We start from the raw sequence: 24,907 nt of genomic DNA on the forward strand, positions 1-24,907 counted from the left end.
GGTTCCGCACCCTTCACACGGGTCAGGAACCCACAACACGATGGGTGAACCCACCGCGCGGGAACGCGCGCGGTCGTACAGCGCGGGCGTGCAGCACGGGCCTCCAGCGCGGGCGCCGACTCGGTCACCCAGCCCTGCCCACAGATCGGTCACAACAGCCGGGTATCCGCTCGTGTTGGGGTTGTCTGCACGTGTACCAGCAGAAAACCCCCGCGACGCGCAGTTACCCCATCGTGTTGGTGCGCATGATCCACCCCGCCACGGCCGCAGAACCTCGACCCGCGCCGCCGCAGGTACGCCGATCGGCACTGTTCGCCGGGTTCACACCACACCTGCACGGCGGAAAACGCTGCTAGGAGGATTTTCCGCGTGACAGTGGAGGATTTTGCCCCGCCGCAGAAAACCCTCCACAGCTCCACGGCTACAACAGCCCCTACGCCACATCACCCAGCCTTCATCAACCCGGCCTTGCACGCGGGGATGTAACACGAACGAGGGGTTGGGGCGTCGTAGGGGTGAGACGACGGAAGAGGGTTGGATGAGTGAGGCAGCGCAGGACTTCGAGGAGTTCGCCCGGGCGCGGATCTCGCAGCTGTACCGAACCGCGTGGTTGCTGGCGGGTGACAGTCATCACGCCGAGGACCTCGTGCAGGAGACGCTGGGCAAGCTGTACCGGTCCTGGAAGCGGCTGCAGCACGTCGACAACTTGTCGGCGTACGCGAACACTGTGCTGACCCGGACGTACATCTCGGCGCGCCGGCGGCGTAGTTGGTCGGAGCAACCGATCGCCGCGATGCCGGAACGCGCCGAGCGACCGGGTGACCCGGAGTTGCGGCTGTCGCTGCAACAGGCGCTGGCCGAGTTGCCGCCGCTCGATCGTGCGGTGCTGGTGCTGCGGTTCTTCGAAGATCGCAGCGTCGAACAGGTCGCGAGCGATCTCGGCAAGAACCCCGGCGCGATCAGGACGCGGACCAACCGCGCCCTGACCCGTCTGCGCGCCGTCCTCGGCGACGACGCCGTCCTCCTCACCACCCACTGAATCCTGGGAGCATCCCCGTGAACAACCTCGACCAGACCCTGCCCGACCTGATGCGCCGGGCCACCGAACATCTCGAACCCGAGGCCACCGACCTCGTCGAGCGCGGTCTCGCCCGCGGCCGGACACTGCGCCGCCGCCGGACCGCACTCTCCGGCGCCACTGCGGCCGTTGCGGTTCTCGCCACCGCCGGGATCGTCACCGGTGGCCTCCAGCTGTTCGGTCCGAAGCCGGCGAACGAGAGCCAGGTCGCCGGGATGGGGCTGCCGGCAGTCCAGGTCACCACCACACCGAGCCCTGCCGCCAAGCCGGCCACGCCTCAGCAGACGCTGGAGACTCTGCGCCGGCTGTTGCCGTCCACCTACAGGTTGACGCAGCCGCGGACGTACGGCGACAACTTCATCGGTGCGTCGTACGTCGCCAACGACGGCAAGGGAGCGTCGTACGTCGAGGTGCAGCTGATGAACGGCCAGGTTCGCACGGAGTGCGCAGACAAGCCCAAGAAGGTGCCCCAGACCTGTGTGGTGCTGCCGGACGGGAGGACCGTGACCGCCAGCCAGAGCGGCCTTCGCGGCGACGTGAGCGTCAACAGCGTGCTGATCACCTATCCCGACGGCCGGTCGATCTACCTCGGCAGTGCCAATGCGACCGCGATGAAGAAGGCGATTCCCACGCGCCCGCAACCGCTGCTGTCCCTTCTCCAGCTTCGGGCCCTGGCTGAGAACGAGGCCTGGGTGTTCCCGCCGCGCGGCTACGGCAAGGACCTCGGCCGGTAGATCGGCCCGGGTGGCTCGGAGCGAACCGACGGCGGGGGCACGGCCTCGGGCGTTCGACCGCCTTCAGCGATTGTCAGGTCGATGGCAAGCGCGTGGCCAGTGGCCGGCTGATGGGGGCCGCCATCGTTGACAGGAGCACCGCTGGGGACAGCGTCTCGTCCCCAGCGGCTCGCTCCCTTCAAAGGAGGCCACATGTCCATGTCTCTTCCGCCCGGGCACCACGAGTCGCACGGCCCGTCGCGCCGTACCCTGCTGAAAGGAATCGGCGCGGGCGCCGGACTCGCCGTGGGCGGCACGATGCTGATCCCCGGGACGGCGCAAGCCCACAACACGGTCCCGCAGTACACGATCTGGGGCGAACCGACCTACTACCAGGGAACGCGGACCTCTTTCCACTACAACGCCGGCTTTCACACCCAGCTGGCCAACTGGCTCTCGTTTTACTTCAGCCGAACGCCGATCACCTGGCAGTGGCCGCTTCAGCTGCACCTGCTCGGGGTGCACGTCGACAAGCCAGGCATGCATCAGTACGGGCGGGCCATCGACTTCGAGCGCATCGTGTTCACGAACGGAACCACCGGCGGAAGGTTCAACGGATTCGACTGCCGCTACAACGAGTGGAAGAGCAAGACCGGCAGCGCGCTCGAGGTCGTGCGGCGCGAGTACTGGGCCGGTGTCGCCGGGCTCAACTACCACTTCAAGTATGTCCTGCACTACCTGTACAACTCCGAGCATCACAACCACGTCCACGTCGACAACGAAGCCTCCGGTTCCGGCTTGTCGACCTTCACCACCGGCACGACGTCTCAGGTCAAGTTCGTGCAGGCGGCGCTGAACTACATCTGGAAGATCCCTACCGGGATCGACGGCGTCTGGGGGCCGGAGACCGACGGCAACTCGGCGAAGGTTCTGCAACGGGTCAACTACGGTGGGAAGCTGACGACCTCACAGAACCACTGGCTGACGTTCTGCCGCGTGAGTCTGCTGCAAGGATCAACAGCGACCACCTGGTGAGCAGGAGGCGGTGGGCCGTGCCGGCGCGGCCCACCGTCGTCGCGAACCAGGTCGGTGCCTCCGGCACGGTTTGGCAGGAACCCATCGATATATGGCTGTGGTCAGGGTTCTGCTGGACGGGGTGGACACCTAGGGTTTCGAGGGTGAATGCCTTGAGCCGGGGAGGTCGGCGGTGGTGGTGACGTGGACGGCGGTTGCCGGTGTGGCGGTGATCGCGTTCGGGCTGGTGGTGACGCCGGGGCCGAACATGATCTATCTCGTCTCACGCAGTGTGTCGCAGGGACGCGCCGCCGGGTTGATCTCGCTTGCGGGTGTCGCCGTCGGGTTCCTGTGTTACCTGCTGGCGGCGGTGCTCGGGATCTCGGCGGTGTTTCTCGCTGTGCCGGCGTTGTACACCACGGTGAAGCTGCTCGGAGCGGCGTACCTGTTGTGGCTGGCGTGGACGACGCTCAGACCGGGTGGGCGATCCGTGTTCGCCGTCGGCGAGCTGCCGGTCGACCGGACGCGGCGGCTGTTCCTGATGGGACTCATGACCAACCTGCTGAACCCGAAGATCGCGGTGCTGTACATCGCGTTGATCCCGCAGTTCGTGGATCCGGGCGCGGGGCGGGTGTGGTTGCAGAGCTTGATCCTGGGTGCGGTCCAGATCGGCGTCGCGCTCAGCGTGAACGCGGTGATCGTGATCCTTGCCGGCGCGATCGCCGCCTTCCTGGCGAATCGCCCGCGCTGGCTGCGGGTGCAGCGCTTCGCCATGGGTTCCGTCCTCGGCCTGCTGGCCGTGAAGCTGGCCGTCGACGACAACGTCCCGGCCGCCTCACCAGCGGGTTTGCGCTCGGCCTGACGCGCCGAGGCGGGCCAACCGCCGGGCCGCCGGGACCGCTGCGACCGAGAACCCCGCGGCCACGGCCGTCATTGAGCCCGGCGAGGTCATGTCTGGGTACACCGACTCCGACACGTTCACCATCGTGTGCATGACCGCCGGCAACAGCACGGTTCGGCCGCCGTCGAGGTAGATCCAGACGATCAGCACCCGCAACGCGACCGAGCCCACGGTCCACGCCAGGATCCACGTGGCCGCTCGCCCCGCTTGCATCAGCGGCACTAGATGCCATGCGGCCCAAATCACCCCGAGCACCAACGCCCGGTACAGGTGTCCACGGTCCTCGCGGAAACGCCCGTACGCGAACCCCATCCAACCGAGCTCCTCGGCCAACCCGGCCGGCAGGAAGAGCAGGAACAGCAGCGGTACGGCGCTGAGCGGAGCACCGAGCGAACCGCCCGGAGATCCGGCCAGCCGATGCACCACACCGGCGCCGAGCACGAGCCCGGGGATGAGAAGCACTGCGATCGCCCACCAGCGGACGCCGGCCGGTGGGAGCCGAAGAAGCGTGCGAAACAAGCGTCGTGCGGCGCCTGGTCCGCGATCCCGACGCTCGAGGATCAGTGCCGCGAGCAACGGCATCGGAAACTGCAGCGCCGACAGCGGAATGCCCATCGGCGCGCCGGCAGGCCCTTCGACGAAGCTCGCCAGCACCCACACCGGCAACGAAAGCAGGAACAGGACCACGGTGAAAGTCCCGCTACCGCTCGCGCGCTGAACCGTCACGGTTCGTCGCCAGATGCTTGCCGACCGGCGGCGCGGCTGAGGTGGTCGAGCGCGACGCGGACCGCGGGGTGCCGATCCCCGCCGCGCCGCGTGACCGCCAGCACCTGCCGATAGGTCGGCGGATCGATGGATCGCAGGACGACGCAGCCCGGCATCAGGAAGGCCGCCGCGCGCGGGAGCAGCGCGACCCCGCCACCGGCGGCGACCACCGCAGCCATCGTGGGAAAATCGGTGCTGTAAGCAACTGTGTGCGGCACGAAACCAGCAGCAGCACAGGCCTTGTCGATCATGGCGCGGCAGGTGCTGCCGGGCGACGGCACGACCCAGTCCCGGTCTTGCAGTCGCGCGAGCTCCACCGGGCCGGTCGTGCCGTCGTTCAGCGGGTCGTTTTCGTGCAGCATCAAGACGATCGGTTCGGCAAGCAGACGACGCTCCTCGCTCCACGGCGGCAGTGTCTGCGGTTCCAAGTCGTACGAATACGTGACGAGCAGATCGGCATCACCACGCTGCAACGCTTTCAGCCCCTCGGTCGGCTCCAGGGTCGCAATCTGGAACTGCAGCGCGGGCCCGTGGACCGCGCGGACCGACTGCAGCGAGGCCGCCACCACGGTCGCCACTGCCGACGAGAAGGCCGCGATCCGCACCGTTCCGCTGACGCTGGTCCCCAGGGCGACCAGATCCGCCTCGGCGGCGGCGAGTTGGTCGAGCACGATCCGGGTATGACCGACCAGCACGTGCCCCGCGTCGGTCAGCCGAACACTCCGGCCGACCCGCTCGACGACCGGGACCCCGACCTCGCGCTCCAACTGCGTCAACTGCTGCGAGACCGCCGGTCCGCTCAGGTGACAGGCCTTCGCGGCGGCGGCGATCGTACCGTGCGTGGCGAGCGCGTGCAGCAGGCGTAACCGACGCAGATCCAACATAAGCTCAGCTTACCGATTCCCCCCGAAAATGTAACTCGATCTTCGGTCCGATCGGCCGGAGACTGCAGGCATGGCTTCCCTGCGCGCGCGCCTGGCCCTGTTGACGCCGGTGGTGTTGTGGGCCGCCGCGTTCCCCGCGATCCGGGTCGGCCTGGACGGTCTCGGTCCCGGGGGTCTCGCCGTTCTGCGCCTGGCCGTGGCCTCGTTGTGCCTGGCCGTGGTCGCGCCGTTCGCCGGCCTGCGTCGGCCCGCGGCGCGGCACCTGCCGCTGATCGCGGCAGCCGGCCTGACCGGCGTCACCGGGTACAACCTGTTGCTCAACTGGGGCGAGGTGACCGTACCGGCGGGCACGGCCAGCTTCATCGTCGTCACGAACCCGATCTACAGCGCCGTCCTGGCGGTCGCACTGCTCCGTGAGCGCCTGCTGCGGCGGCAGGTGATCGGCGCCGCGGTAGCGCTCGTCGGTGTCGCTGCCATCACCCTCCTCGGCAATCAGGGATCAGCCGGCATCGACAGCTCGGCGCTGATCGTCGTCTGCGCAGCGATCGCGTTCGGTGTGTACCACGTCGTGATCAAGCCGCTGCTGCGGCACTACAGCGGCCTCGAGGTCACGGCGTACGCGACCTGGGCCGGGACGCTCTTCCTGGTACCGGCCGCGCCGAGCCTGCTGAGCGACCTCCCGCACGCGGACGCCGAAGCGCTCACGGCGGCCGTGCTGCTCGGCGTCGCGCCGTCCGCGCTCGGCTACGTCAGTTGGGCGTACGCCGTCGCTCGCCTGCCGGTCACGGTGGCGACCAGTTCGCTGTACCTGGTCCCGCCAATCGCCGTAGTCGTCGGATTCGTCTGGCTGGGTGAGGTACCGCAGCCGGTCGAGATCGCCGGCGGCCTCGTCGCGATCGCCGGCGTCGCCTACGCCAGCGGGATCCTGCACAGCCGCCGAGGCGCTCCGAATCCCACGTCACCGAACAAGAACCAGAAGTTGGAGAACAGTCGTGCAAGAGGTTGATGGCGTCGAGGCGCCGACCCGGACCGGCGTCGAGTTGCTGTCCGGGTCCGCCGCCGCGGCCCCGGCGGACGTTCTGATCGTCGGCGTCGCCCAGTCCCCCGACGGCGCCGTCCTGGCTCCGAAGTCCGAGGACGTCGACAAGGCGTTCGGCGGCGGCCTGATCGAGCTGTTGCGATCGTGCGGAAGCACCGGCAAGGCCGATGAGGTCGTACGGATCCCGTCGAGCGGCGTCGTACAGGCCCGTGTCGTCCTCGCCGTCGGGCTGGGGACGGTCGAAGGCGATGCGCCCACCGCGGAGCAGGTACGGCGGGCGAGCGGCGCGGCTGCCCGCGCACTGAGCGGCGTCGACCACGCGGTCTCGACGCTGTCCCGGCTCGACCTCGCCGCGACCGTTGAAGGCTCGCTGCTCGGGGCCTACCGCTTCGCGGATTACAAGAGCTCCACGCCGCCGCTCGCCCGGTTGGGCCTGCTCACCGAGGGCGCCGGGCACACCGAAGTACTCCGACGGGCCGAGGAGGTGGCGGAGGCGGTGACACTTGCTCGCGACCTCGTCAACCTGCCGCCGAACGACCTCTTCCCGCAGAGTTTCGCGGACCGCACGGTTGCTCTCGGCAAGCAGTACGGTCTGGACGTCGAGACGCTGGATCATGAAGACCTCGCAGCGCAGGGCTTCAACGGTATCCTTGCCGTCGGCATGGGTTCGACCCGCCGGCCCTGGCTGGTCCGGCTGCGGTACCGGGCCGACCGCCCGAAGGCACGGATCGCATTGGTCGGCAAGGGCGTCACGTTCGACACCGGCGGCATCTCGCTGAAGCCCGCGCAGAACATGGACGAGATGAGCGCGGACATGGCCGGCGCGGCGGCGATCGTCGCGACCGTCGTCCTCGCGGCGAAGCTCCAACTGCCCCTCGACGTCGTCGCCACCGTACCGATGGCCGAAAACATGCCGTCCGGATCCGCGTACCGCCCTGGCGACGTGATCCGGATGTACGGCGGGAAGACCGTCGAGGTGATCAACACCGACGCCGAGGGACGGCTGATCCTCGGCGAGGCGATCGTCCGCGCGGCCGAGGACGAACCGGACCACCTGATCGAGGTGTCGACGCTGACCGGAGCGCAACAGGTTGCCCTGGGCAATCGAACGTACGCGGTTCTCGGCACGCCCGAGCTGCGGGACCGGGTGGTCGGGCACGCGCAGGCGACCGGGGAGGGCGCGTGGCCGATGCCGCTCGCGGAGGACGTCCGGGCCGGCATCGACTCGCAGATCGCCGATCTGAAGAACAGTCCGGGCCACAAGATCGGCGGGATGCTGGCGGCGGCGCATTTCCTGGCCGCGTTCGTCCCCGACGGACTCCCCTGGGCTCATCTCGACATGGCCGGACCGGGCCAGAACACAGGCTCTGCCTGGGGATACACCGGTCCGGGCGCTACCGGCGTACCGGTCCGGACGCTGGCTGCCTTGCTGCTGGAGGTGGCCGGCCGTGGCTGAGCTGGTAATGCCTGAACCCGCGCTGGCCCAGGTGGCAACACCCAACCTCCAGGCCGTGCGGCCGCATCGGATGGCGGTCCTGGTTCCGGCCGACTTCACCGTGTTCGGGCTCGGCGTGGCGATCGAGGTGTTCGCCCGGCCGCGCCCGGAACTCGACATCGACTGGTACGACGTGACGGTCTGCACCGCTCGTCCTGGTGAGGTCCGCGCGATGGGCGGATTGTTCGCGGCAACGATCCCGCACGGTCTGGACGCGGTCGAGTCGGCCGATACCGTCGTACTGCCGCAGGCCGAGAGCTACGCGCGGCCCGCGGCGCCGGAGGCTCTCGAGGCGGTGCGGCGCGCGTACCGGCGTGGAGCAAGACTGGTGTCGTTCTGCTCCGGGGCGTTCGTGCTAGCGGCCGCGGGTGTGCTCGACGGGCGGCGGGCCACCACGCACTGGCAGTACGCGCGGGCGCTGGCGGCGCGGTATCCGAAGGTCGAGGTCGATGCGGACGTGCTGTACATCGACGACGGGCAGATCCTCACCTCGGCCGGCACCGCGGCGGGCATCGATCTGAGTCTGCACCTCATCCGCCGCGACCACGGCGCCCGCGTCGCTCGACACGTGGCCAGACAGCTGGTGATGGCACCGCATCGCGACGGCGGGCAGGCGCAGTTCGTGACCACGCCGGTCCCCGATCCGACCAACATGCACGACGGCGTCGGGCAGGCGATGGAGTACGCGCTCGCCAACCTGGACATGGACCTGGACCTCGCGCAGCTCGCGTCGATCGCGCTGATGTCGTCGCGGAACTTCTCGCGCCGCTTCCGGGAGGTGACCGGGACGACGCCGATCAAATGGCTCAGCAACCAGCGCCTCGCCCGGGTCCGCGAACTGCTCGAGGAGACCGACCTCTCGATCGAACGCATCGCCACCGAGACCGGCCACGGCAGCGTGGTGACCCTACGGCAACGCTTCGCCCAGGAACTGCTCACGTCCCCGACGGCGTACCGGCGGTCCTTCCGCAGCTCCCCGAAACCCTGACCCGCAGGCGTCGGTGACCTCAGGCGTTGGCGTCGTCGCCGAGCGCGGCCCGGTTGCGGGGCGCGTTGAAGTCTTCGGTCGACGTGTCCTGCTGCTCCAGCTTGCGGCGGTAGAAGTCGTAGGCGGCCTGCTTGCTCATGCCGAGCGCCTTGCCGACCTCAGTCCAGCTGGAGCCCTCCTCACGCGCCTGCCGCATCAGGTGCCAGCGGGCACCGGTCAGCATCTCGACGACCCGGCGACTGGCGCGCAGTGCTTCGAGGCCGCTGATGCCCGGAAGCTCCGAGAGGGACTTCACGAGTACCGCGACCGAACGTCCTGCCGCTTGCTCTTCTTCGATGTCACGCTCGTAGGACTCCCGCCGATCGCTGATCCGCAGCACCTCGAGCAACTCTTCCAGGCTCCTGGTGTCCGCGGTTCCCGGCGCCTGTTCCGTGTCACCCACCATAGCGTCAAGGTAGCTTGACGCAGCGGTCAGCGTCAAGCTACCTTGACAGCATGGATTCAGCAGTGATCGGATCGGAACCAGGCTCGTCTCACCAGGAGGCGCGCCGTGACTCGACGGCCGAGCGCTTCGCTCAGCTCGCGGTCGACCTGCACGAATCCGCCGGCGTGGACGAGACCGTTGACGCGGTGGTGAGTTTCGCGCTGCAGGCTCTCGACTGTTCACACGCCGGCGTAGCCCTGGTGGTGAGCGGCGGACGGCTGGAGATCCCCGCGGTCACCGATCCGTTCGTGGCCGAGATCTACCGATTCCAGCTCGACGGCGGCGACGGTCCGCTGGTCGACGCGATGCGCAAGCACGCGACCGTTCTGGTCCGCGACACGGCCACCGACGACCGCTGGCCGGACTGGGCTGCCCGATTGCTCGACCTCGGTGTTCGCAGCGTGCTGGACCTGCCGCTGACCACCGCATCCGGCACCGTCGGCGCCCTGGGGCTGTACAACACCGAGCCGGACGCCTTCGGTCCCGACGAGGAAGCGGTCGGCCAGATCCTGGCCCGGCACGCCTCGGTCGCCGTCGCCAGTGCGCGCCGCGAAACCAGCCTCGCCCAGGCGGTCGACGCCCGCAAACTGGTCGGTCAGGCGATGGGCATCCTGATGGAGCGCTACCACCTCGAGGAGGACCAGGCGTTCGCCGTACTGCGCCGGTACTCGCAGGACACCAACGCCAAACTCCGCGACGTCGCCGAGCACCTGATCGAGACCCGCAAACTCCCCGCCGAGGCGCGTCAGCCGCGCGCGGGCCGCGCCGATGAGCGGGTTCGAGGCGACCGGGCCTGATCGCGGCGGCGATGCTCGCAGCGCAGACACAATCGCGTGGTGGGAATCGCCTCCAGTTGGTGCACGGAGATGGCGTCGCCGCAGATCTCGCAGACGCCGAAGCGTCCCTTGGTGATCCGGAACAAGGCGGCATCGATCTCGGCGAGGGCCTGTTTCGCGCCGGCGGTGAGTACGGCGCGCACTTCCGCCTGCGCCTCCGGACAGGGTGCGGTCGCCTCGTACGACAGCCTGATCAGCTGTTCGAGCCGGAACTGCCGCTGCTGACCTAGCTCCTCGCGGAACAGTTCGACATCGAGCGAGGGCCGCTGCGGCGAAGGACTCCCCTGATTCATCGACGACCTCCTGTCAGCCCTGGGATCCGCCGGAAGCCGCCGACCCCCAGGGCTTCCGTACTGAGCGGATCACCGCCGTCAGGTACCCGCTTCCGGATCGCCGCAACGCCCCCGCCCGCCGATTCCGCACATTTTGCTGACCGCTCACCGGCCGCCGGGGTGGGTACCGGGGAGCGCTCCGTGTGCGAAACCCCGGTCTGGGTACCGAACGTGCACAGCCGCCTGAACAGATCCCGATCGACAGGAGGCGCCGATGCACACCCCGACCCCCGCCCCGCTCTCACGACCGATCGCCGCGTCGGGCCCCGGCCTGGTGATCGATCCGGAGACCGTTCCGCCGGACCCGATCCCGCCGGTCCCGCCGGTGAATCCCGACCCGGACATCACGCCGACCCCGATCCGGCCGGACCCGGTCGAGCCGGTCGAGCCCACCGAGCCGCCGCCACCCCCGACAGAACCTTCCCCGGTGTAACCCGCCGCACCGCCGCGGTCGTCACCACTGCGGCCTCGTACCCGAGAGATTATATGCACTTGTGGTTATATTCCTGGTGAGGTATGTTCCGACGCATGAGCGCACCGTTCGACGTTCTCGCGGAGCCGCGGCGACGGCAGATTCTGGATCTGCTCCGGCGCCGTCCGCACCTCGTCGGCGAGCTGACCGTCGAACTCGGTCTCAGCCAGCCGGGTGTGTCGAAGCACCTGCGAGCGCTCCGCGAGGCCGGGCTGGTCGAGGTGCGGGTGGACGCGCAGCGCCGGTGGTACGAGCTCCGCCTCGAGCCGCTGCGTGAGCTGGACGCCTGGCTGCACCCGTACCGCCGGCTCTGGGACCGCGCCCTCGACGACCTGGAAACCCACCTGGACGCCATGCCGGACGACACCGATCGCAGTACTGCGAAACGCGACGGACGGTCCGGCGGTCCGGACGACAGGGAAGGCTGATGATGGCGAACGAGACGCTGCGAACCGTCGGAGACCGCACGGTCCTGCGGATGGAGCGGCAGTTACGGCACCCCGTGCAGAAGGTCTGGCGGGCGCTCACCGAATCGGAGCAGTTGTCGCAGTGGTTCCCCGCGACAGTCGAGCTGCAACCGCGGATCCGCGGCACTGTCCAGTACACGATGGACGGTGCAGCGAGCGGCGACGGGGAAGTTCTCGAGTTCGATCCGCCGCGCGTGTTCGCGATCACCTGGTACGGCGACGTACTGCGCTGGGAACTCATGCCCACCGACGACGGCTGCCTGCTGGTGATGAGCCACACGTTCGACGACCGGTTCGGTGCCGCGAGTTTCAGCTCCGGCTGGACGCTCTGCCTGGACGGCATGGAACTGCTCCTGGACGGCAAACCGATCGAGGTGGCGCCGGACACCGGACCACTGCACGACCGGTTCGTCGAGCAGTTCGGGCTCAACGAGGGATCGGCCGAACAGACCGCGGACGGCTGGGCGGTCCGCTTCGAGCGGCAGCTCACCCGCCCGGCGGACCTGGTCTGGCCGTTGCTGCCCCGCGAGGGAGCCGTCACGGACGAGTCGGCGCCGAAGACACTGGAGTACGAACAGGCCGGCAGCACGATCCGCTGGGAGCTGACCGAGGGCACCGGTCACGGCGCCCGGCTGATCCTGACCCAATCCGGGCTGACCGGCCCCGACGAAGCACTGACCGCCTGGCGCGAACGCCTCGACCACCTGGCCGCGGATCTGCTGAAAACCCCGCCTCGCCACCGAACGGGCGACAACCCGGCTTGAGATCAGCGCGGGCGGGAGTGCCGGGCGTGGCGGACTTCGCTGGGGCGTAGTTCGCCGAGGCGGTGGGCGACCTAGAGCCTGAGTGCGGCCAGACAGACCAGGACACCGATCGAGATCAGTAGCGCAGTGTGCACGGCCCTCCCCTTCCGTTCGTACCTGGTCTACGAGTACCGTCCGCATGCGACTCGACGGGGACGGGGGCGGCCGGGTGAGCGCCCGCCGGGAACACCGGGGAGCGCGGCCCGAACCACGCGTCCAGTACGGCGTCGTCGCCGAGCACACCACACGGCACCGCGCCGTGCTCGATCAGGCGCAGCAACGCGAGCAGCCGCCTGCAGCAGTCACACATCCGGGCTCCCTCCCCTGATGGTGTATCGGGCAACGAGACCCCGGCGTTTCACTTCGGCCCGATTCAACTCACAGACGATCCCTGTGAGACAGGTACCCCGCCTGTAACGCCGGACCCCTCAGCAGCGATGTGGGGGTTGCTGCCCAGCTCACCGGCCACCGGCCGGCGCGGAGCTGGGCATTTCCGCATGATCTCGAACGCTTCGAGACCTCCCTGAAGGGCAATCCCATGAAGCTGCAGCGCTGTGCGCTCGCGCTGGCCGGTGCCGGGCTGATCGCCGCGGCCGCCGTCTCCGCGCCGGCCGTCGCCACCGGACAGGCCGACCCGAAGCCGTACCTCTCGGACAAGGTCGCGCATCCGTCGTCCCTGCAGACCAAGGCCGCCGGCGCCTGCGAGACGTGGGTCGGCGTGCCGACCGCCGCCGGCACCATGGGTGAGATCGACATCACGGTCGGCAAGCCGCCGGCGACGTCCACCTGGGAACCGTTCAAGTACGTCGGTACGCGCGCCAACGCGACCTGGTACGGCGCAGTCAACGCGGCCGGTACGCAGTATTACTACTACGGCCTGCTGCTGCAGGGCGGGAACCTGTACCGGCACACGACGTACCTGCCGGCCGACGAGTCCAAGCCGCCGGTGCCGACGTTCAAGAAGGTCGGCCCGGGCTGGACGTCGTTCAAGGCCATCGCGACGTCCAACTACAGCGTCGCGCAGCCGCGGCACGCCTACCTGTACGGCCTCAACACCAACGGCAGTCTGTACCGCTACCAGATGGTCGGCAGCAGCTTCCGGTCACTCGGCCCGCTCCCGGGCTTCCGCGGCTTCAAGGCGATGACGGTGCTGAGCGAGACCGCGACGTACGACACCCTGCTGATGACCACGACCGCGGGCGCGCTGTGGACGGCGCACATCCCGATCGCGCCGGGCGCGAAGCCGGTCATGCGGCTGATCCGCTCGTCCGGGTTCGCGGCGTACGAGTCGATCGTCGTGGAGGGCTGCGGCACCCGGGGCGGATCGCTCGTCACGGGCGTCGACCACGACACGAAGACCGGGTACCTGTACGCGATGAGCAAGGCGAACGGTACGGCGACCGCGATCACGTCGTACGGCCGGATCCCGAGCGGCGTGTTCAACGGCGTCAGCCACGTCCTGATGACCACGCACTACGACCAGTTGGTGGGCGAGTAACACTGCTGGGTACCGGGCGGGTGAGGTGATGCGGGATGTACGACGTGATGGTGCTCGTCGAGGAGGAACTCAGCCTCCCCGACGCCGAGGAACTGGTGCAGCTGTACGCCGGTACGCAGGACCCCGTGCGGTTCCACGTCCTGGTTCCGAGTGAGAACGCGCAGGCGGAGGTCGAGGCGTCACTGACCGGCCTCGCCGGCACGGACCTGTTCGGTATGCCGAGCCAGCGGTACGCGTTCCAGCCGGACGAGGGTGTGGAACGCGCGGCGAAGCATGCGCAGGAGGCCGCCGACGCACAGGCCACGGCGGCACTGAACCGCAGTGTCGAGCGGCTCCAGTCGCTCGACCGGGAGGCGGACGGCATCATCACGCACCGGCACCCGGTCGACGAACTCGTGGACTACATTCCGCGCGGCAACGGCCAGGAAGTCGTCGTCGTCACCCGCCCGCACGTCATCGCCGAACTGCTGCACGTCGACTGGTCCGCCCAGGCGCGCCGGCATCTCGGCGTACCCGTGCTGCATCTCTTGGAGCAGCACTCCAAGGAGTAGACGCGTGGGCGTTCGCCTTCGCGGAGGCGAACGCCCACGGCGGCCGGCGGGGTGCTAGCGGCCGACGGCCTTCTCGAGTTCGGCTTTGGTCATCGTGGACCTGCCTTTGATGTTCTTCTGCTTGGCCTCGTTGTACAGCTGTTCCTTCGTCCGCCCCTTCGACCCGCTGTGCGAACGCAGCCCACCACGACGTCCGGACGAGATGTCGTGCGTCGAGGAGCGGCTCTTCTGCTTGGCCTCACCCGAGCGAGCACGTTCCTTGTTCACGGTCCGGGCCGCGATCTCCTCCGCGGTGTCCTCGCTCCGGCCGCGCTTCTTCAGCCCGGCCTTGATGTGCTCGTACTGGCGTTCACGCTTCCGATTCGATCCTGCCGGCATGATGCCACGCTCCTTTCACCGTTCCGGTACCCGAACCTCCGCACACCAAGCCGCACGGTCGACCCTTCGCCGAGTCGTGGCGAATGGCTCTCGCCACCATCGCCGAGTCGTGGATCCTGGTTCCCCCGCACAACCATTTCTCACGACCCGGCCGACTGTCAGCCCGAACGGGCCACCTGGGCGTCCAGGGCGCCCCAGCGGGTCAGGAGTTCTTCGACGAACAAGTTGTCGAGGGCAAGCGCACACGAAGCGCCGAACAGTACGTCGCCGGCGGCCTCGGGATGTTGTTGCACGTAACTCCCGCACATGTCGTGCGCCGCGATCTGTTCGTGCACCGCGTCGGCCTCGACGTGCTCGGTGAAGTACCGCGCCTGGTCCTCGGAGGCGCCGAGCCGGATCGCTCCGGTCGCGTACTGCCGGTTCGGCAACGTCGACGTCATCTCGAACGCGGCCAAGTGCCCGAGCAACGCCCCGACCCACCGGCAGTGGATCGCGAACAGCGACATCACATTCGACAGCGCCAGCGTGACGGCCGGCACCTCCGGCACATAGCGACCGTACGTGTCGTCGAGGTCGAGCCACCGCATCGTCGTCCGGAACAGTTCCGAGTGCATCCGGTCCGCCCGTCCGCCGCCGTACTCGTCGGCCTCGATCTCGACCAGGGCCGCCTTCGCCGGGCCGTCCAGCCGCGGGATGCCGAAGCTGTGCGGATCGGCCTCCTTCAACTGGTACACGGACCGGTTCAGCACGAACTCGCGGAACTGCTCCCGCGTCGCGTGCCGGCGCAGGTACGGCGCGAACTTGGGCCCGCCCGTGGTGTTGATCAGCTCGCGCAGCTGCTCCGCGACCGGCCGGTCGTCTGCGGGCACCCGGCAGTTCGTCTGCAGCCAGTCGAGCCACGGACGTTCGAGCCGGCTACGGAACGCGATGATGTCCGGGTCCCACTGCCGCTCGGGATCGACGTCCTCGAAGCCGCGGTACTGCAGTTCGTAGGCGATCCACAGCGCCAGCTGCAGATCGTCGTCGGCGTAGGGGCGATCGCGGACGCCGACCTCGATGTCGCCGCTCACGACGTCGCGTCGCTGAAGGTTGTCGGTGAGCCAGGCGGTGAGCGGTCCGCGCGGCGCTGGTAGCTGCATGCTCAACCGGTGCCCCGGGCCATGCGGGGATTCATCACTGGGTACCGCGAGGGCATGACAGAAATCCGCGCCTACCCGGACGGGCCGCTGCTGGTCCGTGGCGACTTCGAGATCCTGGACGAGAACGGCGAGGCGCTGCCCGCGACCCGCCGTACGGTCGCCCTGTGCCGCTGCGGCCGGTCCGGCATCCCGCCGCTCTGCGACGGCACGCACACGCTGCCGGTCAGCCGGAAACAGGCGCAGTCCCCCGAATGATCAGGACGTCCTCCGGTCGGATCGTCGCCGGTACCTCCAGGTATGCAGAACCCGGCAAAACCGGCGGCAAACAGCGTCGAAACAGCACTTCTGCATACCTGGAAGTACGGGCGGGGATCTCGCCGGTGCACACGCCAGGCTCAGCTCACGCGGACGTCGCTGACCACTGCGTAATGGTCCGACGGAGGGCGGCCGCGGTCCTCGTCGAAACCGACCAGCCGCGAGCGCTGCGCCGGACGGCCGCCGTTCACCAGGATGTAGTCGATGCGGTGGTCCTCCAACCACTCGCCGCGACCGCCCAGGTACGGGTTGCGGGAACTGTACGTCGCGCCGTCGTCGAGGTGGCGCCTGCCCGCGGACCGCGGCTGCCAGCAGTCGTCGAGTACGGCCAGCAGCGGTTCGAGTTCGGACCGGTCCGGCGGGGTGTTGAAATCGCCGGCCACGACCACCTCGTCGCCGTTCGAGCGGAGCTCGCGGACCAGGTCCGCCAAGCAGCCGGCCTGTGCACGGCGCTCCGCTTCGTGGTCCTCCTCCCAGTCCAGGCAGCTCGTGACGAAGTGCAGGCTCTTCTCGCCCAGGCGGATCTCGGCGCGGAGGGCGATGGTGTCCGCGGACAGCCTGTGCTGCTGCACCTCGCGCAGCGGGAAGCGGCTGAGGATGCCGAGTCCGAGCCGTACGTCGGGATCGGGATCGCGCGGCATCCGCGACGGCGCGAACACCGGCGACATGCCGAGCTCGAACCCGAGCAGCTCGGTCTGCGACTGCCGCCAGGTGTGCCACGTTTCCTGCAGAGCCACGAAGTCCGGGCGCTGCGCCCGGACCGTCTCCGCGATGGCGCGCTGCCGGCGCAACCATCGGTCCCCGAATCGTCCCCAGACGTTCCATGTCATGAATCTCACGGCACTGTCGCCCTCGTCTCCCCCGGGTCGTTTCAGATCTGCCGGTACCCAGCGTTTCGGGCCGCACGCGCCGCCCCGGCCAACTACTCGCTGGGGCGCGCAGGCCTGGTTTTCGATCAGGGACAGCGCGGGAACCGGTGGAGTGACCAATCAACTACGGGAGGGGATCCATGACCATCGGCGGAGTCGACACCTACTACGACTACGACGAGCAGCAATGGAAATTCCGCCGGCTGGGCGGCGGTCCGGTCCGGCAACGACCGGCACACCTCAGGCGACCACAGCCCACGCAGCCCACCCAGCCCACGTCCGCAGAGCCAACGCCTACCGAGCTGATGCCCGGCGAGCAGGGGTCCGGCCGGCCGGTGCCGCCGGTCGCGCCGGTCTCCCCCGAGGCCGCCGACGGCTGACCGCCCAAGATCGCCGCCGGGATCGCCGCCTGGGATCGGCGGCTGAGACTGTCCCCCCAGGCGGTCGGCCTCGTGTGCAACACCGGGAGCATGTGGGGGGTGTGCGCTCAACCGGCCTACGAAGTCCGACCGCCCTCCTAGCCAGTGTCGCACCTCTCGCACGGGCTGACCGAAACCGTACGCATTCCGGAGCCGGTCGACGGTGGTTGCTTCGGGCGTGCGTGGAGGTCCCCGCGGCCCCGACTCGCCGTGGGGACCGCGGGGACGTCAACTGCGCCGCTCCGCGATGAACTTGAGCCGCCGCAGCGCCTCGTCGTTGCGCGGATGCAGCGCCAGGTCCTGAAGCTGTGCGGGCAGCATCGAGATCGGACCGTTGGTCGCCTGCTCGGTCATCACGAGCCGGCACCCCTCCGGTACCTCGGTCGCCACGAGCTCCACCTCACCGTGCCCGGCCGGCCAGGCACGGACGAGCAGCTTCAAGCGGCGCAGCGGTTCGTACTCCAGTGACGTCGTGGTGTCGTTCAGCAGCAGCGGCCAGGCACCCACCGAGTGGTGGATCTTGCTCCCCGGCTCCGGCCACGTCGCATCCACGTCCCGGATCCGGGACGCCCCGACCACCCACGCGGCATACGACCACCCGTCGGCCAGGATCCGGAAAACATCCTCGACCTTGGCCTCGATCAAGCACTCGTTCTTACTCACGTCGTCCCCGGTACCCCGATCCGCCCTTCCCTATCACCCAGGTCAACCGCGGGTGTCGCGGTCGAGGACCTTGCTGACGGAGCGTTCGAGGCCGGCTCGGACTTCCTCGTCGGAGAGGTCGTCACCGACGCGGTGGACGGTGTCGGCGATGGTGTGGCCGCGTTCGTACTGCTCGATCACGCGAGGGTCGACGTACGACGCCTTCGCCACCGACGGCGTGTTGCCGAGGTGGTCGGAGACCTCCTCGAGCATGTCCTTCACGGCGGCGTTCAGGGCACGCTTCGTGGTTGGCGGATCGGCTTGGGCCAGCTCGACGGCGGCGTACACGGTCGCGGTCCAGGTGCGGAGGTCCTTCACCGTGAAGTCGTCACCGACCAACTCGTGGAAGCGGTCGTTGACCATACCGGCGTCGATCTCGTGGTAGTCCCTCCCCTCCCGGTACACGAGCAGCTGCTCGAGCCCGTGCCGCGCCCGCTTCAGCGACCGTACGGCGGTCACCAACTTGTCGTCGTCGAGTTCGAGCGTCCGGCGCTGACCGCCCTTCGCGCGGAAGTCGAAAACCAGCTTGCCCTTGCGCACGCGGACGTCGTCCCGCAGCAACGTCGAGGCCCCACGGCTGCCGTGCTCCTCGGCGTACTGCGCATTGCCCGTCCGGAAGACGCCGTAGTCGAGCATCCGCAACGCGACCGCGAGGACCCGCTCCCGACCGAGACCACGCGAGCACAAATCCTTGTCCACCGCCTCCCGAAACGCGGGCAGCTTCCGCGCCAACTGCCGCACCCGGTCGTGTTTGTCCGCGTCCTGCGCGGTCCGCCAGTCGTCGTGGTACAGGTACTGCCGCCGGCCGGCCTCGTCGGTCCCGACCGCCTGAATGTGACCGTTCGGAAAGGGGCAGATCCACACGTCCTTCCACGCGGGCGGGATCGCCAGGGTCCGGATCCGCTCCACCACGTCAGTGTCGTCGACAACGTTCCCGTCGGCATCCAGATAGCTGAACCCACGCCCACGCCGCCGCCGGGTGAGCCCGGGCTTGTCCGGCTGACTCCGTCGCAACCGCATCTGCACCCCTCCACCGATATCTGCCGCCGGGCACAGACCGTGGGTTCACCCACCGTGTTGTGGGTTCCCCACCCTTCAGAGAGGTCCGGAACCCACAACACGGTGGGTAAACCCACTGTGCGGGGCTCGCCCCGGCGCGTGCCCGTACCCCGCCGGTACCCGAGGCGATCCCCTGTGACGCACATCCCCGGTGACGCATCAGGGGTTCAGCAGGACCTTCACCATGCCGTCGGACTTGTGCTGGAACGACTGGTACGCCGCGGGCCCGTCCGACAACGGCAGGTGGTGGGTGGCGAAGGTGTCGACGTCGAGTGGGTCGTCGTCGGTGAGCAGCGGGAGGATCTGGCTGGTCCAGCGGCGGACGTTGGCCTGGCCCATCCGGAGCTGGAGCTGCTTGTCGAAGATCTGCAGCATCGGCATCGGGTCGGCCATCCCGCCGTACACGCCGGACAGCGAGATCGTGCCGCCGCGGCGGACGATGTCGATCGCGGACAGCAGCGCGGCCATCCGATCGATGCCGGCCTTCTGCATGAACGGGCGCTGGATCGCGTCCGGCAGCAGCCCGGCGGCCTGCTGGGCGAACTTGCCGACGGGTGAGCCGTGCGCCTCCATACCGACCGCGTCGATCACCGAGTCGGGACCGCGGCCATCGGTCAGGTCGCGGACCTGGTCGCCGAGCTTGCCGGAATACTGCAGCGTCTCGACGCCGTGCCTCTGCGCGCGCTCGAGCCGCTCGGGCACCAGGTCGACCCCGATCACCCGGTGGCCGCGGTGCTGGGCGATCCGGCAGGCCATGTCGCCGATCGGACCGAGGCCGAGCACCACCAGCGTGCCGTCAGCCGGGAGTCCGGCGTACTCGACCGCCTGCCACGCCGTCGGCAGTACGTCGGACAGGTAGACGAACCGGTCGTCCGCCGGCCCTTCCGGGACCTTGATCGGCCCGTACTGCGCCTGCGGCACGCGTAGGTACTCCGCCTGCCCGCCCGGCACCTGCCCGTACAGCTTGGTGTAGCCGAACAGGGCCGCACCCATCCCGTGCTCCCGCACCTGGGTGGTCTCACACTGGGTCTGCAGCCCCTGCCCGCACATGAAACACGTGCCGCACGCGATCTGGAACGGGACGACGACCCGGTCACCGGTCTTCAGACCGCCCACCTCCGAGCCGGTCTCCTCGACGACGCCGATCACCCCGTGCCCGAGGATGTCACCGGGCTCCAGGAACGGGCCCATCACCTCGTACAGGTGCAGGTCGGACCCGCAGATCCCGCTCGAGGTCACTTTCACGATCGCGTCGGTCGGCTCCTCGATCCGCGGATCCGGGACGTCGTCGAAGCCGATCGACCGCTTGCCGTGCCAGGTGAGTGCCTTCATACCGCTCCGGTGCCACCGTCGGCGCACCGGGAAACCGACGCGTAGTGATCAGGCTCAGGGGGCACTGGTGGCGTATGGCGCGTATTTCGCAGGACCGAAAGGCGTCCCGCACGGCTCGGGCGCCCCAACTCCGTTATATCCGCACGCTGGAGTGTGACGCTGACCGCCTCTGGAAGCTGATCACCCAGCCCGAACTCGTCAGCACCTGGCTCGGTCCGACGACCCTGAGCGACACGCAGTACGGCGGTTTCACGATCGCGACCGGTGCGCATACCCAGCACACCGGGTTGATCACGACGTGCTCGCCGCCGCACTACTTCCAGCTGGCCTTCCACCACCCGCCGCACCACCCCAGCACGGTCCTGGTGGACGTGGTGCCGTCTGATCACGCCAGCCACCTGATCCTCACCCACGGCGGCCTGCCCCGCGATCTGCTTCCTGTCTACGACCGCCTCTGGACCGAGTCCCTGACCCGCCTGGAGCGAACCGCTGCCGGTGGTCTCCGCGCGCTGCGCTCGTAACCCGACCCAGTTGGGTGCCCCGCCGCGTCAGAAGAAGCGGTGGACGGTGCGGTGCCAGGGGTTGGCGGGCAGGGACGGATTCAGCAGGGCGGCGGCGACGCAGTACTTGCTGACCTGGATCGGGCGGATGCGCAGGTCACGGAGCACCTGGTCCGCGGCGCCGGAGTGCCCGGCGGTCTTGGTCTCCACGAGCACCGTGTCTGGGAGGACGTCGATCGAGCGATGCCGGTCGAAGAACCGCAGGTCGATGTCGCACGTCATGCGCTCGTGGGCCGAGGGATCGGTCAGCGTGCTGCGGCTGTACGTCGTGACCAGCGACGGGCCCAGGCCGCTGACCGGCGGAACGCCGTACGTCGTCCTGAGCTGCCCGGCGAGGAACTGCCAGGCGTGATCGGTCAGTCGCCCGCGATCCGCGGCGGCGTACGGCAGCCGGGCCTTGATCGTCTCCGAGCGGTTGCCCTTCACCTTGACCTCGAAGCTGCACTCGCCGCTGTCCAGGTACGTCCGCGTGCGCACCTTGTACCGGTACCGGCGCCGCTGCAGGTGCTGCCGGTACAACCGGTACGACGGCGTGTCGAAGTACACCGATTCGTACCGGAAGGCGCGCCGCCCGGAGATCTCCAGTACGGCGAACCGCTCCCGCAGCCGATCCACCAACTCGACGAACGTCCCGATCGGAACCAGATACTTCCGGTCCACCCGGACCTGCAACGCCGCCTCGGCGAGTACCTCGTCCAGCGAGATCGGCCGCAACCCGGCGAGCACGCCCGTCACCGCGGCGCGCGTCCTCATGACGCGTACCGCTGGAACGCGCGGACCTCGGCGGGCCGGTCGGCGCGGGTCCGGTACCGCACGTCGACGACCGTGGTGTCGGTGACCAGATCCAGATCGAGGACGACGAAGTACCGGATGTCGGCGTGCAGCAACCGCTCCAGCACCGGGCCGATCGCCTGCACGTCCGGGTAGGCCCGATCCAGGACGACCTTCTGCCGGCGCGAGCGCAGCGTCAGCCGGGGATGGTCGACGACGTACATCAGGCCGACGAGCAGGAAGCTGAGCAGCGGCGCGATCCAGATCGGGCCGGGATGCAGCCCGTTGACCAGACCGAGCGCGAGCGCGATGAAGTAGTACGCGACCTCTTCCTGGGTGATCGAGTCCGAGCGCAATCGGATGATCGACAAGATGCCGAACAGGCCCAGACCGAGGCCGACACCGGCGCCGCTGCCGGCCAGCATCGCGGTCACCGCGAGTACGCCGACGTTCAGCGCGACGTACGCGAGCAGCAGGTCGCGGCGATGGTAACGCCGGAAGTAGATGCCGTAGGCAAGCAGGCCGATGGCGATCAGGTCGACGGGCAACGACAGTCCGAGGCCGAGCATGGCTCCTCCAACAGGGCTGAGTACTTGATGATGACTCCACCCAATCGCCCGCCGATGAGAGCTCGCTGAGCCGTTCGTGAGAGACCTCTCACGGAAGCAGCCGGTAGCCCATCCCCCGCACCGTCTGGATCCGTTCCGCACCGAGCTTGCGGCGCAGGTACCGGATGTAGACGTCGACCACGTTCGACCCCGGGTCGAAGTCGAAACCCCAGACCTGGGACAGCAACTGTTCGCGCGACAGCACCTGGTCGGGATGCCGGCAGAACACCTCCGCGAGCAGGAACTCCCGTGCGGTCAGATCGATCGACGCACCGTCGACGAAGGCCCGCCGGGTCCGCAGATCCAGGCTGAGATCGCCGACCTGCAGGATGTTCGCGTCCGGCGTCCCCTCGCTGCGCAACCGCAGCCGGATCCGCGCCAGCAGCTCCTCGAACGCAAACGGTTTGGCGATGTAATCGTCCGCACCGCCTTCCAGACCGGCCACGGTGTCCCGCACACTGTCCCGCGCGGTCAGGATCACCACCGGCATCGAGACCCTTGCCTCGCGCAACCGCCGCAGCACGGTGAACCCGTCCACGCGCGGCAGCCCGATGTCCAGGACCAGCAGGTCGTAGTTGCCGCTGGCCCCTTCCTGGTACGCCGTCTCGCCGTCGCCGACCACCGTGGTGACGAACCCGTTGCTACGCAGGCCGCGCTCGACGAACGACGCGATCCGCTCCTCGTCCTCTGCAATCAGGATCCGGTGCACTGCTCCTCCTCCTGGACCGGCAACGTCAACTCGAACCGCGCCCCGGGTCCGGGTGCCAGCCGCACCTCGCCGCCGTGCGCCCGCGCGATCGATCGGACGATCGCCAGCCCCAGTCCGGCTCCGTCGGTACGGCGCTGTCCGGCGGCCGCCGTACCGCGGGCGAACCGCTCGAAGATCCGCTCCCGGTCCTCCGGCGGCACGCCCGGACCGGAGTCGGCCACCCACAGCAGCGTGCTTCCGTCGGCATTGACGGCCGATCCCACCTCGATCCGGTCACTGGTCGCAGTGTGCCGAACCGCGTTCGACACCAGCTGCATCAGGGCCTGGGTGAGCCGCTGGTCGTCGGCGACGATCGTCGCGTCCGCGGTTGCCGCGACCCGCCAGGCCCGGTCGGCCAGCGGGCGCGCCTTCGCCACCACCTCCACCACCAGCTCGGTCAGGTTCACCTCGCCGAGCTCGAGGAACCCGGGCCGGTCGCTCTTCGCGAGCACCAGCAAGTCGTCGACGATCCGATTCATCCGGGACAGCTCGTCCAGCACCAGCGCGGTCGTCTCGGCCCGGTCCTGTGGTTCGTCGCCCATCAGCTCCAGATGGCCGCGGATCACGGTGATCGGCGTTCGCAGCTCGTGCCCCGCGTCGTCCACGAACTCCCGCTGCGCGGTGAACGCACCCTCCAGCCGGTCGAGCATCGTGTTGAACGTCCGCGCCAGCTGCGCCACCTCGTCGTTGCCCACGACCTCGATCCGGCGGCGCAGATCGGTCTCGCTGATCCGCTCCGCGGTCGTCCGCAGGTCGCGAATCGGTGCCAGGACCCGCCCGGTGACCAGCCAGCTGGCGCCCGCGGCGAGTACGAGCGTGATCGCGGCGACGATCACCAGCGCTCGGGCCGCCGCCATCGACGGCTCCGCGATCAGGTCACGGAACTCGAGCACCACGAGCTGTGCGCGCACCGGCTGCGTCCCGATCCGGACCGGCAGTACGCCGTACCGCACGCGGCCTGCGCTGCTGTCGACCCAGCCGTACGACGGTGTGGTCGCGCCGCTGAGGCGCTGGACGAACGCTGCGTCGGTGTCGAGTCGGGCCGGCGGACTGCCCTGGCTACGGTGGTACGGCTTCCCGTCGACGATCGTGAACAGCGCCTCGGAGTCGTCGGGCAGGTTGCTCTGCAGCCAACGGTCGAGCAGTTCCTCCGGCCGCTGGAAGGATGCCGCGGCGGGCGAGGCCGCGAAGGCGCGGAACTTGTTCGCCTCGTGGGTGAGCTCACGGTCGGCCGAACCGTCCGCGCGGGCCGCGAGCACCTGCCAGGTGAGGACGACCAGCGCCGCGAAGGCCAGCGTCAGGACCGCGACCATCCAGCCGATGATCCGCAGGCGGGCGCTGACCACCGGCCGGCGGTCAGCCATCGTCGTCCGGGTCGTCCGAGCTGTCGTCGAGATCGTCGTCGTCCACTCCGGCCGTCCGGGCCGGTGGCGGCGACACCTGCGAAGCCCCCGATCCGGTCGGCGATCTCGTCGGGCTCGAGGGCGGGCCGGTCGGGGTCGGCCTCGGGGTCGGCGTCGGGCTCACGGTCGTGGACGTGGCCGGGACGACGACCGTGTCGCCGAGATCCGGCGCGGACCGGCCGGCCAGGTACCGGGGCAGGACGAATCCGGCCACCGCCAGCACGACGGCGACGACCCCGTAGACCACGCGTGGTGACCGCATCCTCAAAGTTTGCGATCCCCGC

General features: G+C 69.0%; 32 protein-coding genes. 16 read left to right on the forward strand and 16 right to left on the reverse strand.

Features of this window, described 5'->3' with window-relative positions:
• Positions 1-538: 538 nt before the first annotated feature.
• The 4 genes from AB0B82_RS26775 (at position 539) to AB0B82_RS26790 (ending at position 3,667) form a co-directional block, all read left to right on the forward strand.
• Complete coding sequence (locus tag AB0B82_RS26775; protein ID WP_360174103.1) at positions 539-1,039, forward strand: SigE family RNA polymerase sigma factor; 501 nt, start codon at positions 539-541, stop codon at positions 1,037-1,039.
• A gap of 17 nt (positions 1,040-1,056) precedes the next feature.
• The gene (locus AB0B82_RS26780; protein WP_360174106.1) at positions 1,057-1,812 is read left to right on the forward strand and encodes a hypothetical protein; all 756 of its coding nucleotides are present in this window, start codon (positions 1,057-1,059) and stop codon (positions 1,810-1,812) included.
• A gap of 192 nt (positions 1,813-2,004) precedes the next feature.
• Positions 2,005-2,826 (forward strand): twin-arginine translocation signal domain-containing protein, encoded by an 822-nt coding sequence (locus AB0B82_RS26785; protein WP_360174109.1) that lies wholly within the window; start codon positions 2,005-2,007, stop codon positions 2,824-2,826.
• A gap of 172 nt (positions 2,827-2,998) precedes the next feature.
• A complete protein-coding gene (locus tag AB0B82_RS26790; protein ID WP_360174111.1) occupies positions 2,999-3,667 on the forward strand; it encodes a LysE family translocator in 669 nt (222 codons plus the stop codon).
• Here AB0B82_RS26790 and AB0B82_RS26795 read toward each other — a convergent pair.
• Together AB0B82_RS26795 and AB0B82_RS26800 are read right to left on the reverse strand one after the other, a co-directional pair.
• Entirely contained in the window at positions 3,641-4,432 is a 792-nt protein-coding gene (locus AB0B82_RS26795) for a CPBP family intramembrane glutamic endopeptidase (protein WP_360174114.1), read from the reverse strand. The genes AB0B82_RS26790 and AB0B82_RS26795 overlap by 27 nt on opposite strands.
• The gene (locus AB0B82_RS26800; protein WP_360174117.1) at positions 4,429-5,355 is read right to left on the reverse strand and encodes a LysR family transcriptional regulator; all 927 of its coding nucleotides are present in this window, start codon (positions 5,353-5,355) and stop codon (positions 4,429-4,431) included. Before AB0B82_RS26800 ends, AB0B82_RS26795 begins: the two co-directional genes overlap by 4 nt.
• A 70-nt stretch (positions 5,356-5,425) precedes the next feature.
• On the opposite strand from AB0B82_RS26800, the gene AB0B82_RS26805 reads away from it, so the two are divergent.
• The 3 genes from AB0B82_RS26805 to AB0B82_RS26815 are packed head-to-tail and all read left to right on the forward strand — an operon-like array spanning position 5,426 to position 8,877.
• A complete protein-coding gene (locus tag AB0B82_RS26805) occupies positions 5,426-6,361 on the forward strand; it encodes a DMT family transporter (RefSeq protein WP_360174120.1) in 936 nt (311 codons plus the stop codon).
• On the forward strand, positions 6,348-7,850 hold the full coding sequence (locus tag AB0B82_RS26810; RefSeq protein WP_360174123.1) for a leucyl aminopeptidase: 1,503 nt from the start codon (positions 6,348-6,350) through the stop codon (positions 7,848-7,850). The genes AB0B82_RS26805 and AB0B82_RS26810 overlap by 14 nt, the downstream gene beginning before the upstream one ends.
• Complete coding sequence (locus AB0B82_RS26815; RefSeq protein ID WP_360174125.1) at positions 7,843-8,877, forward strand: helix-turn-helix domain-containing protein; 1,035 nt, start codon at positions 7,843-7,845, stop codon at positions 8,875-8,877. Before AB0B82_RS26810 ends, AB0B82_RS26815 begins: the two co-directional genes overlap by 8 nt.
• A 19-nt stretch (positions 8,878-8,896) precedes the next feature.
• On the opposite strand, the gene AB0B82_RS26820 is transcribed toward AB0B82_RS26815, so the two are convergent.
• Positions 8,897-9,322, reverse strand: a complete 426-nt coding sequence (locus AB0B82_RS26820) for a hypothetical protein (protein WP_360174127.1) — start codon at positions 9,320-9,322, stop codon at positions 8,897-8,899.
• Positions 9,323-9,372: 50 nt separating this feature from the next.
• Here AB0B82_RS26820 and AB0B82_RS26825 point away from each other — a divergent pair, with 50 nt between their 5' ends.
• Positions 9,373-10,158 carry a GAF and ANTAR domain-containing protein gene (locus AB0B82_RS26825; protein ID WP_360174130.1) on the forward strand — a complete coding sequence of 262 codons (786 nt, stop codon included), beginning with the start codon at positions 9,373-9,375 and terminating at the stop codon, positions 10,156-10,158.
• On the opposite strand, the gene AB0B82_RS26830 is transcribed toward AB0B82_RS26825, so the two are convergent.
• Positions 10,107-10,490 (reverse strand): TraR/DksA C4-type zinc finger protein, encoded by a 384-nt coding sequence (locus AB0B82_RS26830; RefSeq protein WP_360174133.1) that lies wholly within the window; start codon positions 10,488-10,490, stop codon positions 10,107-10,109. The two genes, AB0B82_RS26825 and AB0B82_RS26830, sit on opposite strands and share 52 nt — an antisense overlap.
• Before the next feature lie 253 nt (positions 10,491-10,743).
• Here AB0B82_RS26830 and AB0B82_RS26835 point away from each other — a divergent pair, with 253 nt between their 5' ends.
• From AB0B82_RS26835 to AB0B82_RS26845, 3 genes are all read left to right on the forward strand, one after another.
• The gene (locus AB0B82_RS26835) at positions 10,744-10,962 is read left to right on the forward strand and encodes a hypothetical protein (protein ID WP_360174136.1); all 219 of its coding nucleotides are present in this window, start codon (positions 10,744-10,746) and stop codon (positions 10,960-10,962) included.
• Between the two features lie 95 nt (positions 10,963-11,057).
• A complete protein-coding gene (locus AB0B82_RS26840) occupies positions 11,058-11,429 on the forward strand; it encodes a metalloregulator ArsR/SmtB family transcription factor (RefSeq protein WP_360174138.1) in 372 nt (123 codons plus the stop codon).
• Complete coding sequence (locus AB0B82_RS26845) at positions 11,429-12,232, forward strand: SRPBCC family protein (RefSeq protein WP_360174141.1); 804 nt, start codon at positions 11,429-11,431, stop codon at positions 12,230-12,232. The genes AB0B82_RS26840 and AB0B82_RS26845 overlap by 1 nt, the downstream gene beginning before the upstream one ends.
• Positions 12,233-12,347: 115 nt before the next feature.
• Here the strand turns inward: AB0B82_RS26845 and AB0B82_RS26850 are convergent, their stop codons facing one another.
• A complete protein-coding gene (locus AB0B82_RS26850) occupies positions 12,348-12,581 on the reverse strand; it encodes a hypothetical protein (protein ID WP_360174144.1) in 234 nt (77 codons plus the stop codon).
• A gap of 228 nt (positions 12,582-12,809) precedes the next feature.
• Between AB0B82_RS26850 and AB0B82_RS26855 the strand changes: the two genes are divergently transcribed.
• The gene (locus tag AB0B82_RS26855) at positions 12,810-13,769 is read left to right on the forward strand and encodes a hypothetical protein (RefSeq protein WP_360174147.1); all 960 of its coding nucleotides are present in this window, start codon (positions 12,810-12,812) and stop codon (positions 13,767-13,769) included.
• A gap of 35 nt (positions 13,770-13,804) precedes the next feature.
• Complete coding sequence (locus tag AB0B82_RS26860; protein ID WP_360174150.1) at positions 13,805-14,320, forward strand: hypothetical protein; 516 nt, start codon at positions 13,805-13,807, stop codon at positions 14,318-14,320.
• Positions 14,321-14,374: 54 nt separating this feature from the next.
• Here the strand turns inward: AB0B82_RS26860 and AB0B82_RS26865 are convergent, their stop codons facing one another.
• Together AB0B82_RS26865 and AB0B82_RS26870 are read right to left on the reverse strand one after the other, a co-directional pair.
• Positions 14,375-14,698: a plasmid stabilization protein gene (locus AB0B82_RS26865; protein WP_360174153.1), complete on the reverse strand. Its 324-nt coding sequence runs from the start codon at positions 14,696-14,698 to the stop codon at positions 14,375-14,377.
• Positions 14,699-14,856: 158 nt separating this feature from the next.
• Positions 14,857-15,837 (reverse strand): iron-containing redox enzyme family protein, encoded by a 981-nt coding sequence (locus tag AB0B82_RS26870; RefSeq protein WP_360174156.1) that lies wholly within the window; start codon positions 15,835-15,837, stop codon positions 14,857-14,859.
• Between the two features lie 54 nt (positions 15,838-15,891).
• On the opposite strand from AB0B82_RS26870, the gene AB0B82_RS26875 reads away from it, so the two are divergent.
• Positions 15,892-16,092 (forward strand): CDGSH iron-sulfur domain-containing protein, encoded by a 201-nt coding sequence (locus AB0B82_RS26875; protein ID WP_360174159.1) that lies wholly within the window; start codon positions 15,892-15,894, stop codon positions 16,090-16,092.
• A 140-nt stretch (positions 16,093-16,232) separates the two neighbouring features.
• Here AB0B82_RS26875 and AB0B82_RS26880 read toward each other — a convergent pair whose 3' ends face one another.
• A complete protein-coding gene (locus tag AB0B82_RS26880; protein WP_360174162.1) occupies positions 16,233-16,982 on the reverse strand; it encodes an endonuclease/exonuclease/phosphatase family protein in 750 nt (249 codons plus the stop codon).
• Between the two features lie 179 nt (positions 16,983-17,161).
• On the opposite strand from AB0B82_RS26880, the gene AB0B82_RS26885 reads away from it, so the two are divergent.
• Positions 17,162-17,401 carry a hypothetical protein gene (locus AB0B82_RS26885; protein WP_360174165.1) on the forward strand — a complete coding sequence of 80 codons (240 nt, stop codon included), beginning with the start codon at positions 17,162-17,164 and terminating at the stop codon, positions 17,399-17,401.
• 267 nt (positions 17,402-17,668) lie between these two features.
• On the opposite strand, the gene AB0B82_RS26890 is transcribed toward AB0B82_RS26885, so the two are convergent.
• The 3 genes from AB0B82_RS26890 to AB0B82_RS26900 all read right to left on the reverse strand — a co-directional run bounded on the left by AB0B82_RS26890 (position 17,669) and on the right by AB0B82_RS26900 (position 20,533).
• Positions 17,669-18,103, reverse strand: coding sequence for an SRPBCC family protein (locus tag AB0B82_RS26890; protein ID WP_360174168.1), 435 nt, complete (start codon positions 18,101-18,103; stop codon positions 17,669-17,671).
• A 42-nt stretch (positions 18,104-18,145) separates the two neighbouring features.
• Positions 18,146-19,162: a DNA topoisomerase IB gene (locus tag AB0B82_RS26895; RefSeq protein WP_360174171.1), complete on the reverse strand. Its 1,017-nt coding sequence runs from the start codon at positions 19,160-19,162 to the stop codon at positions 18,146-18,148.
• A 198-nt stretch (positions 19,163-19,360) separates the two neighbouring features.
• Positions 19,361-20,533: an alcohol dehydrogenase catalytic domain-containing protein gene (locus tag AB0B82_RS26900; protein WP_360174174.1), complete on the reverse strand. Its 1,173-nt coding sequence runs from the start codon at positions 20,531-20,533 to the stop codon at positions 19,361-19,363.
• 74 nt (positions 20,534-20,607) lie between these two features.
• Between AB0B82_RS26900 and AB0B82_RS26905 the strand changes: the two genes are divergently transcribed.
• Positions 20,608-21,054 carry an SRPBCC domain-containing protein gene (locus AB0B82_RS26905; protein ID WP_360174177.1) on the forward strand — a complete coding sequence of 149 codons (447 nt, stop codon included), beginning with the start codon at positions 20,608-20,610 and terminating at the stop codon, positions 21,052-21,054.
• 27 nt (positions 21,055-21,081) lie between these two features.
• On the opposite strand, the gene AB0B82_RS26910 is transcribed toward AB0B82_RS26905, so the two are convergent.
• The 5 genes from AB0B82_RS26910 to AB0B82_RS26930 form a co-directional block, all read right to left on the reverse strand.
• Positions 21,082-21,846: a polyphosphate polymerase domain-containing protein gene (locus AB0B82_RS26910; RefSeq protein WP_360174180.1), complete on the reverse strand. Its 765-nt coding sequence runs from the start codon at positions 21,844-21,846 to the stop codon at positions 21,082-21,084.
• Positions 21,843-22,433: a DUF4956 domain-containing protein gene (locus tag AB0B82_RS26915; protein WP_360174183.1), complete on the reverse strand. Its 591-nt coding sequence runs from the start codon at positions 22,431-22,433 to the stop codon at positions 21,843-21,845. The genes AB0B82_RS26910 and AB0B82_RS26915 overlap by 4 nt, the downstream gene beginning before the upstream one ends.
• 88 nt (positions 22,434-22,521) lie before the next feature.
• Positions 22,522-23,181: a response regulator transcription factor gene (locus AB0B82_RS26920; protein ID WP_360174186.1), complete on the reverse strand. Its 660-nt coding sequence runs from the start codon at positions 23,179-23,181 to the stop codon at positions 22,522-22,524.
• Entirely contained in the window at positions 23,166-24,584 is a 1,419-nt protein-coding gene (locus tag AB0B82_RS26925; protein ID WP_360174189.1) for an ATP-binding protein, read from the reverse strand. The genes AB0B82_RS26920 and AB0B82_RS26925 overlap by 16 nt, the downstream gene beginning before the upstream one ends.
• Positions 24,577-24,885 carry a hypothetical protein gene (locus AB0B82_RS26930; protein ID WP_360174192.1) on the reverse strand — a complete coding sequence of 103 codons (309 nt, stop codon included), beginning with the start codon at positions 24,883-24,885 and terminating at the stop codon, positions 24,577-24,579. The genes AB0B82_RS26925 and AB0B82_RS26930 overlap by 8 nt, the downstream gene beginning before the upstream one ends.
• Positions 24,886-24,907: the final 22 nt, after the last annotated feature.

This window comes from Kribbella sp. NPDC048915 (assembly GCF_040649595.1).
GTDB lineage: Bacteria > Actinomycetota > Actinomycetes > Propionibacteriales > Kribbellaceae > Kribbella.

Coding starts and splice junctions, on each gene's coding strand:
- AB0B82_RS26850 (WP_360174144.1), bottom strand. CDS start 12,581: ATGTGTGACTGCTGCAGGCGGCTGCTCGCGTTGCTGCGCCTGATCGAG.
- AB0B82_RS26860 (WP_360174150.1), top strand. CDS start 13,805: ATGTACGACGTGATGGTGCTCGTCGAGGAGGAACTCAGCCTCCCCGAC.
- AB0B82_RS26905 (WP_360174177.1), top strand. CDS start 20,608: ATGGCGCGTATTTCGCAGGACCGAAAGGCGTCCCGCACGGCTCGGGCG.
- AB0B82_RS26895 (WP_360174171.1), bottom strand. CDS start 19,162: ATGCGGTTGCGACGGAGTCAGCCGGACAAGCCCGGGCTCACCCGGCGG.
- AB0B82_RS26900 (WP_360174174.1), bottom strand. CDS start 20,533: ATGAAGGCACTCACCTGGCACGGCAAGCGGTCGATCGGCTTCGACGAC.
- AB0B82_RS26875 (WP_360174159.1), top strand. CDS start 15,892: ATGACAGAAATCCGCGCCTACCCGGACGGGCCGCTGCTGGTCCGTGGC.
- AB0B82_RS26785 (WP_360174109.1), top strand. CDS start 2,005: ATGTCCATGTCTCTTCCGCCCGGGCACCACGAGTCGCACGGCCCGTCG.
- AB0B82_RS26855 (WP_360174147.1), top strand. CDS start 12,810: ATGAAGCTGCAGCGCTGTGCGCTCGCGCTGGCCGGTGCCGGGCTGATC.
- AB0B82_RS26885 (WP_360174165.1), top strand. CDS start 17,162: ATGACCATCGGCGGAGTCGACACCTACTACGACTACGACGAGCAGCAA.
- AB0B82_RS26820 (WP_360174127.1), bottom strand. CDS start 9,322: ATGGTGGGTGACACGGAACAGGCGCCGGGAACCGCGGACACCAGGAGC.
- AB0B82_RS26805 (WP_360174120.1), top strand. CDS start 5,426: ATGGCTTCCCTGCGCGCGCGCCTGGCCCTGTTGACGCCGGTGGTGTTG.
- AB0B82_RS26800 (WP_360174117.1), bottom strand. CDS start 5,355: ATGTTGGATCTGCGTCGGTTACGCCTGCTGCACGCGCTCGCCACGCAC.
- AB0B82_RS26930 (WP_360174192.1), bottom strand. CDS start 24,885: ATGCGGTCACCACGCGTGGTCTACGGGGTCGTCGCCGTCGTGCTGGCG.
- AB0B82_RS26915 (WP_360174183.1), bottom strand. CDS start 22,433: ATGCTCGGCCTCGGACTGTCGTTGCCCGTCGACCTGATCGCCATCGGC.
- AB0B82_RS26840 (WP_360174138.1), top strand. CDS start 11,058: ATGAGCGCACCGTTCGACGTTCTCGCGGAGCCGCGGCGACGGCAGATT.
- AB0B82_RS26865 (WP_360174153.1), bottom strand. CDS start 14,698: ATGCCGGCAGGATCGAATCGGAAGCGTGAACGCCAGTACGAGCACATC.
- AB0B82_RS26825 (WP_360174130.1), top strand. CDS start 9,373: ATGGATTCAGCAGTGATCGGATCGGAACCAGGCTCGTCTCACCAGGAG.
- AB0B82_RS26925 (WP_360174189.1), bottom strand. CDS start 24,584: ATGGCTGACCGCCGGCCGGTGGTCAGCGCCCGCCTGCGGATCATCGGC.
- AB0B82_RS26870 (WP_360174156.1), bottom strand. CDS start 15,837: ATGCAGCTACCAGCGCCGCGCGGACCGCTCACCGCCTGGCTCACCGAC.
- AB0B82_RS26880 (WP_360174162.1), bottom strand. CDS start 16,982: ATGACATGGAACGTCTGGGGACGATTCGGGGACCGATGGTTGCGCCGG.
- AB0B82_RS26910 (WP_360174180.1), bottom strand. CDS start 21,846: ATGAGGACGCGCGCCGCGGTGACGGGCGTGCTCGCCGGGTTGCGGCCG.
- AB0B82_RS26845 (WP_360174141.1), top strand. CDS start 11,429: ATGATGGCGAACGAGACGCTGCGAACCGTCGGAGACCGCACGGTCCTG.
- AB0B82_RS26830 (WP_360174133.1), bottom strand. CDS start 10,490: ATGAATCAGGGGAGTCCTTCGCCGCAGCGGCCCTCGCTCGATGTCGAA.
- AB0B82_RS26835 (WP_360174136.1), top strand. CDS start 10,744: ATGCACACCCCGACCCCCGCCCCGCTCTCACGACCGATCGCCGCGTCG.
- AB0B82_RS26775 (WP_360174103.1), top strand. CDS start 539: ATGAGTGAGGCAGCGCAGGACTTCGAGGAGTTCGCCCGGGCGCGGATC.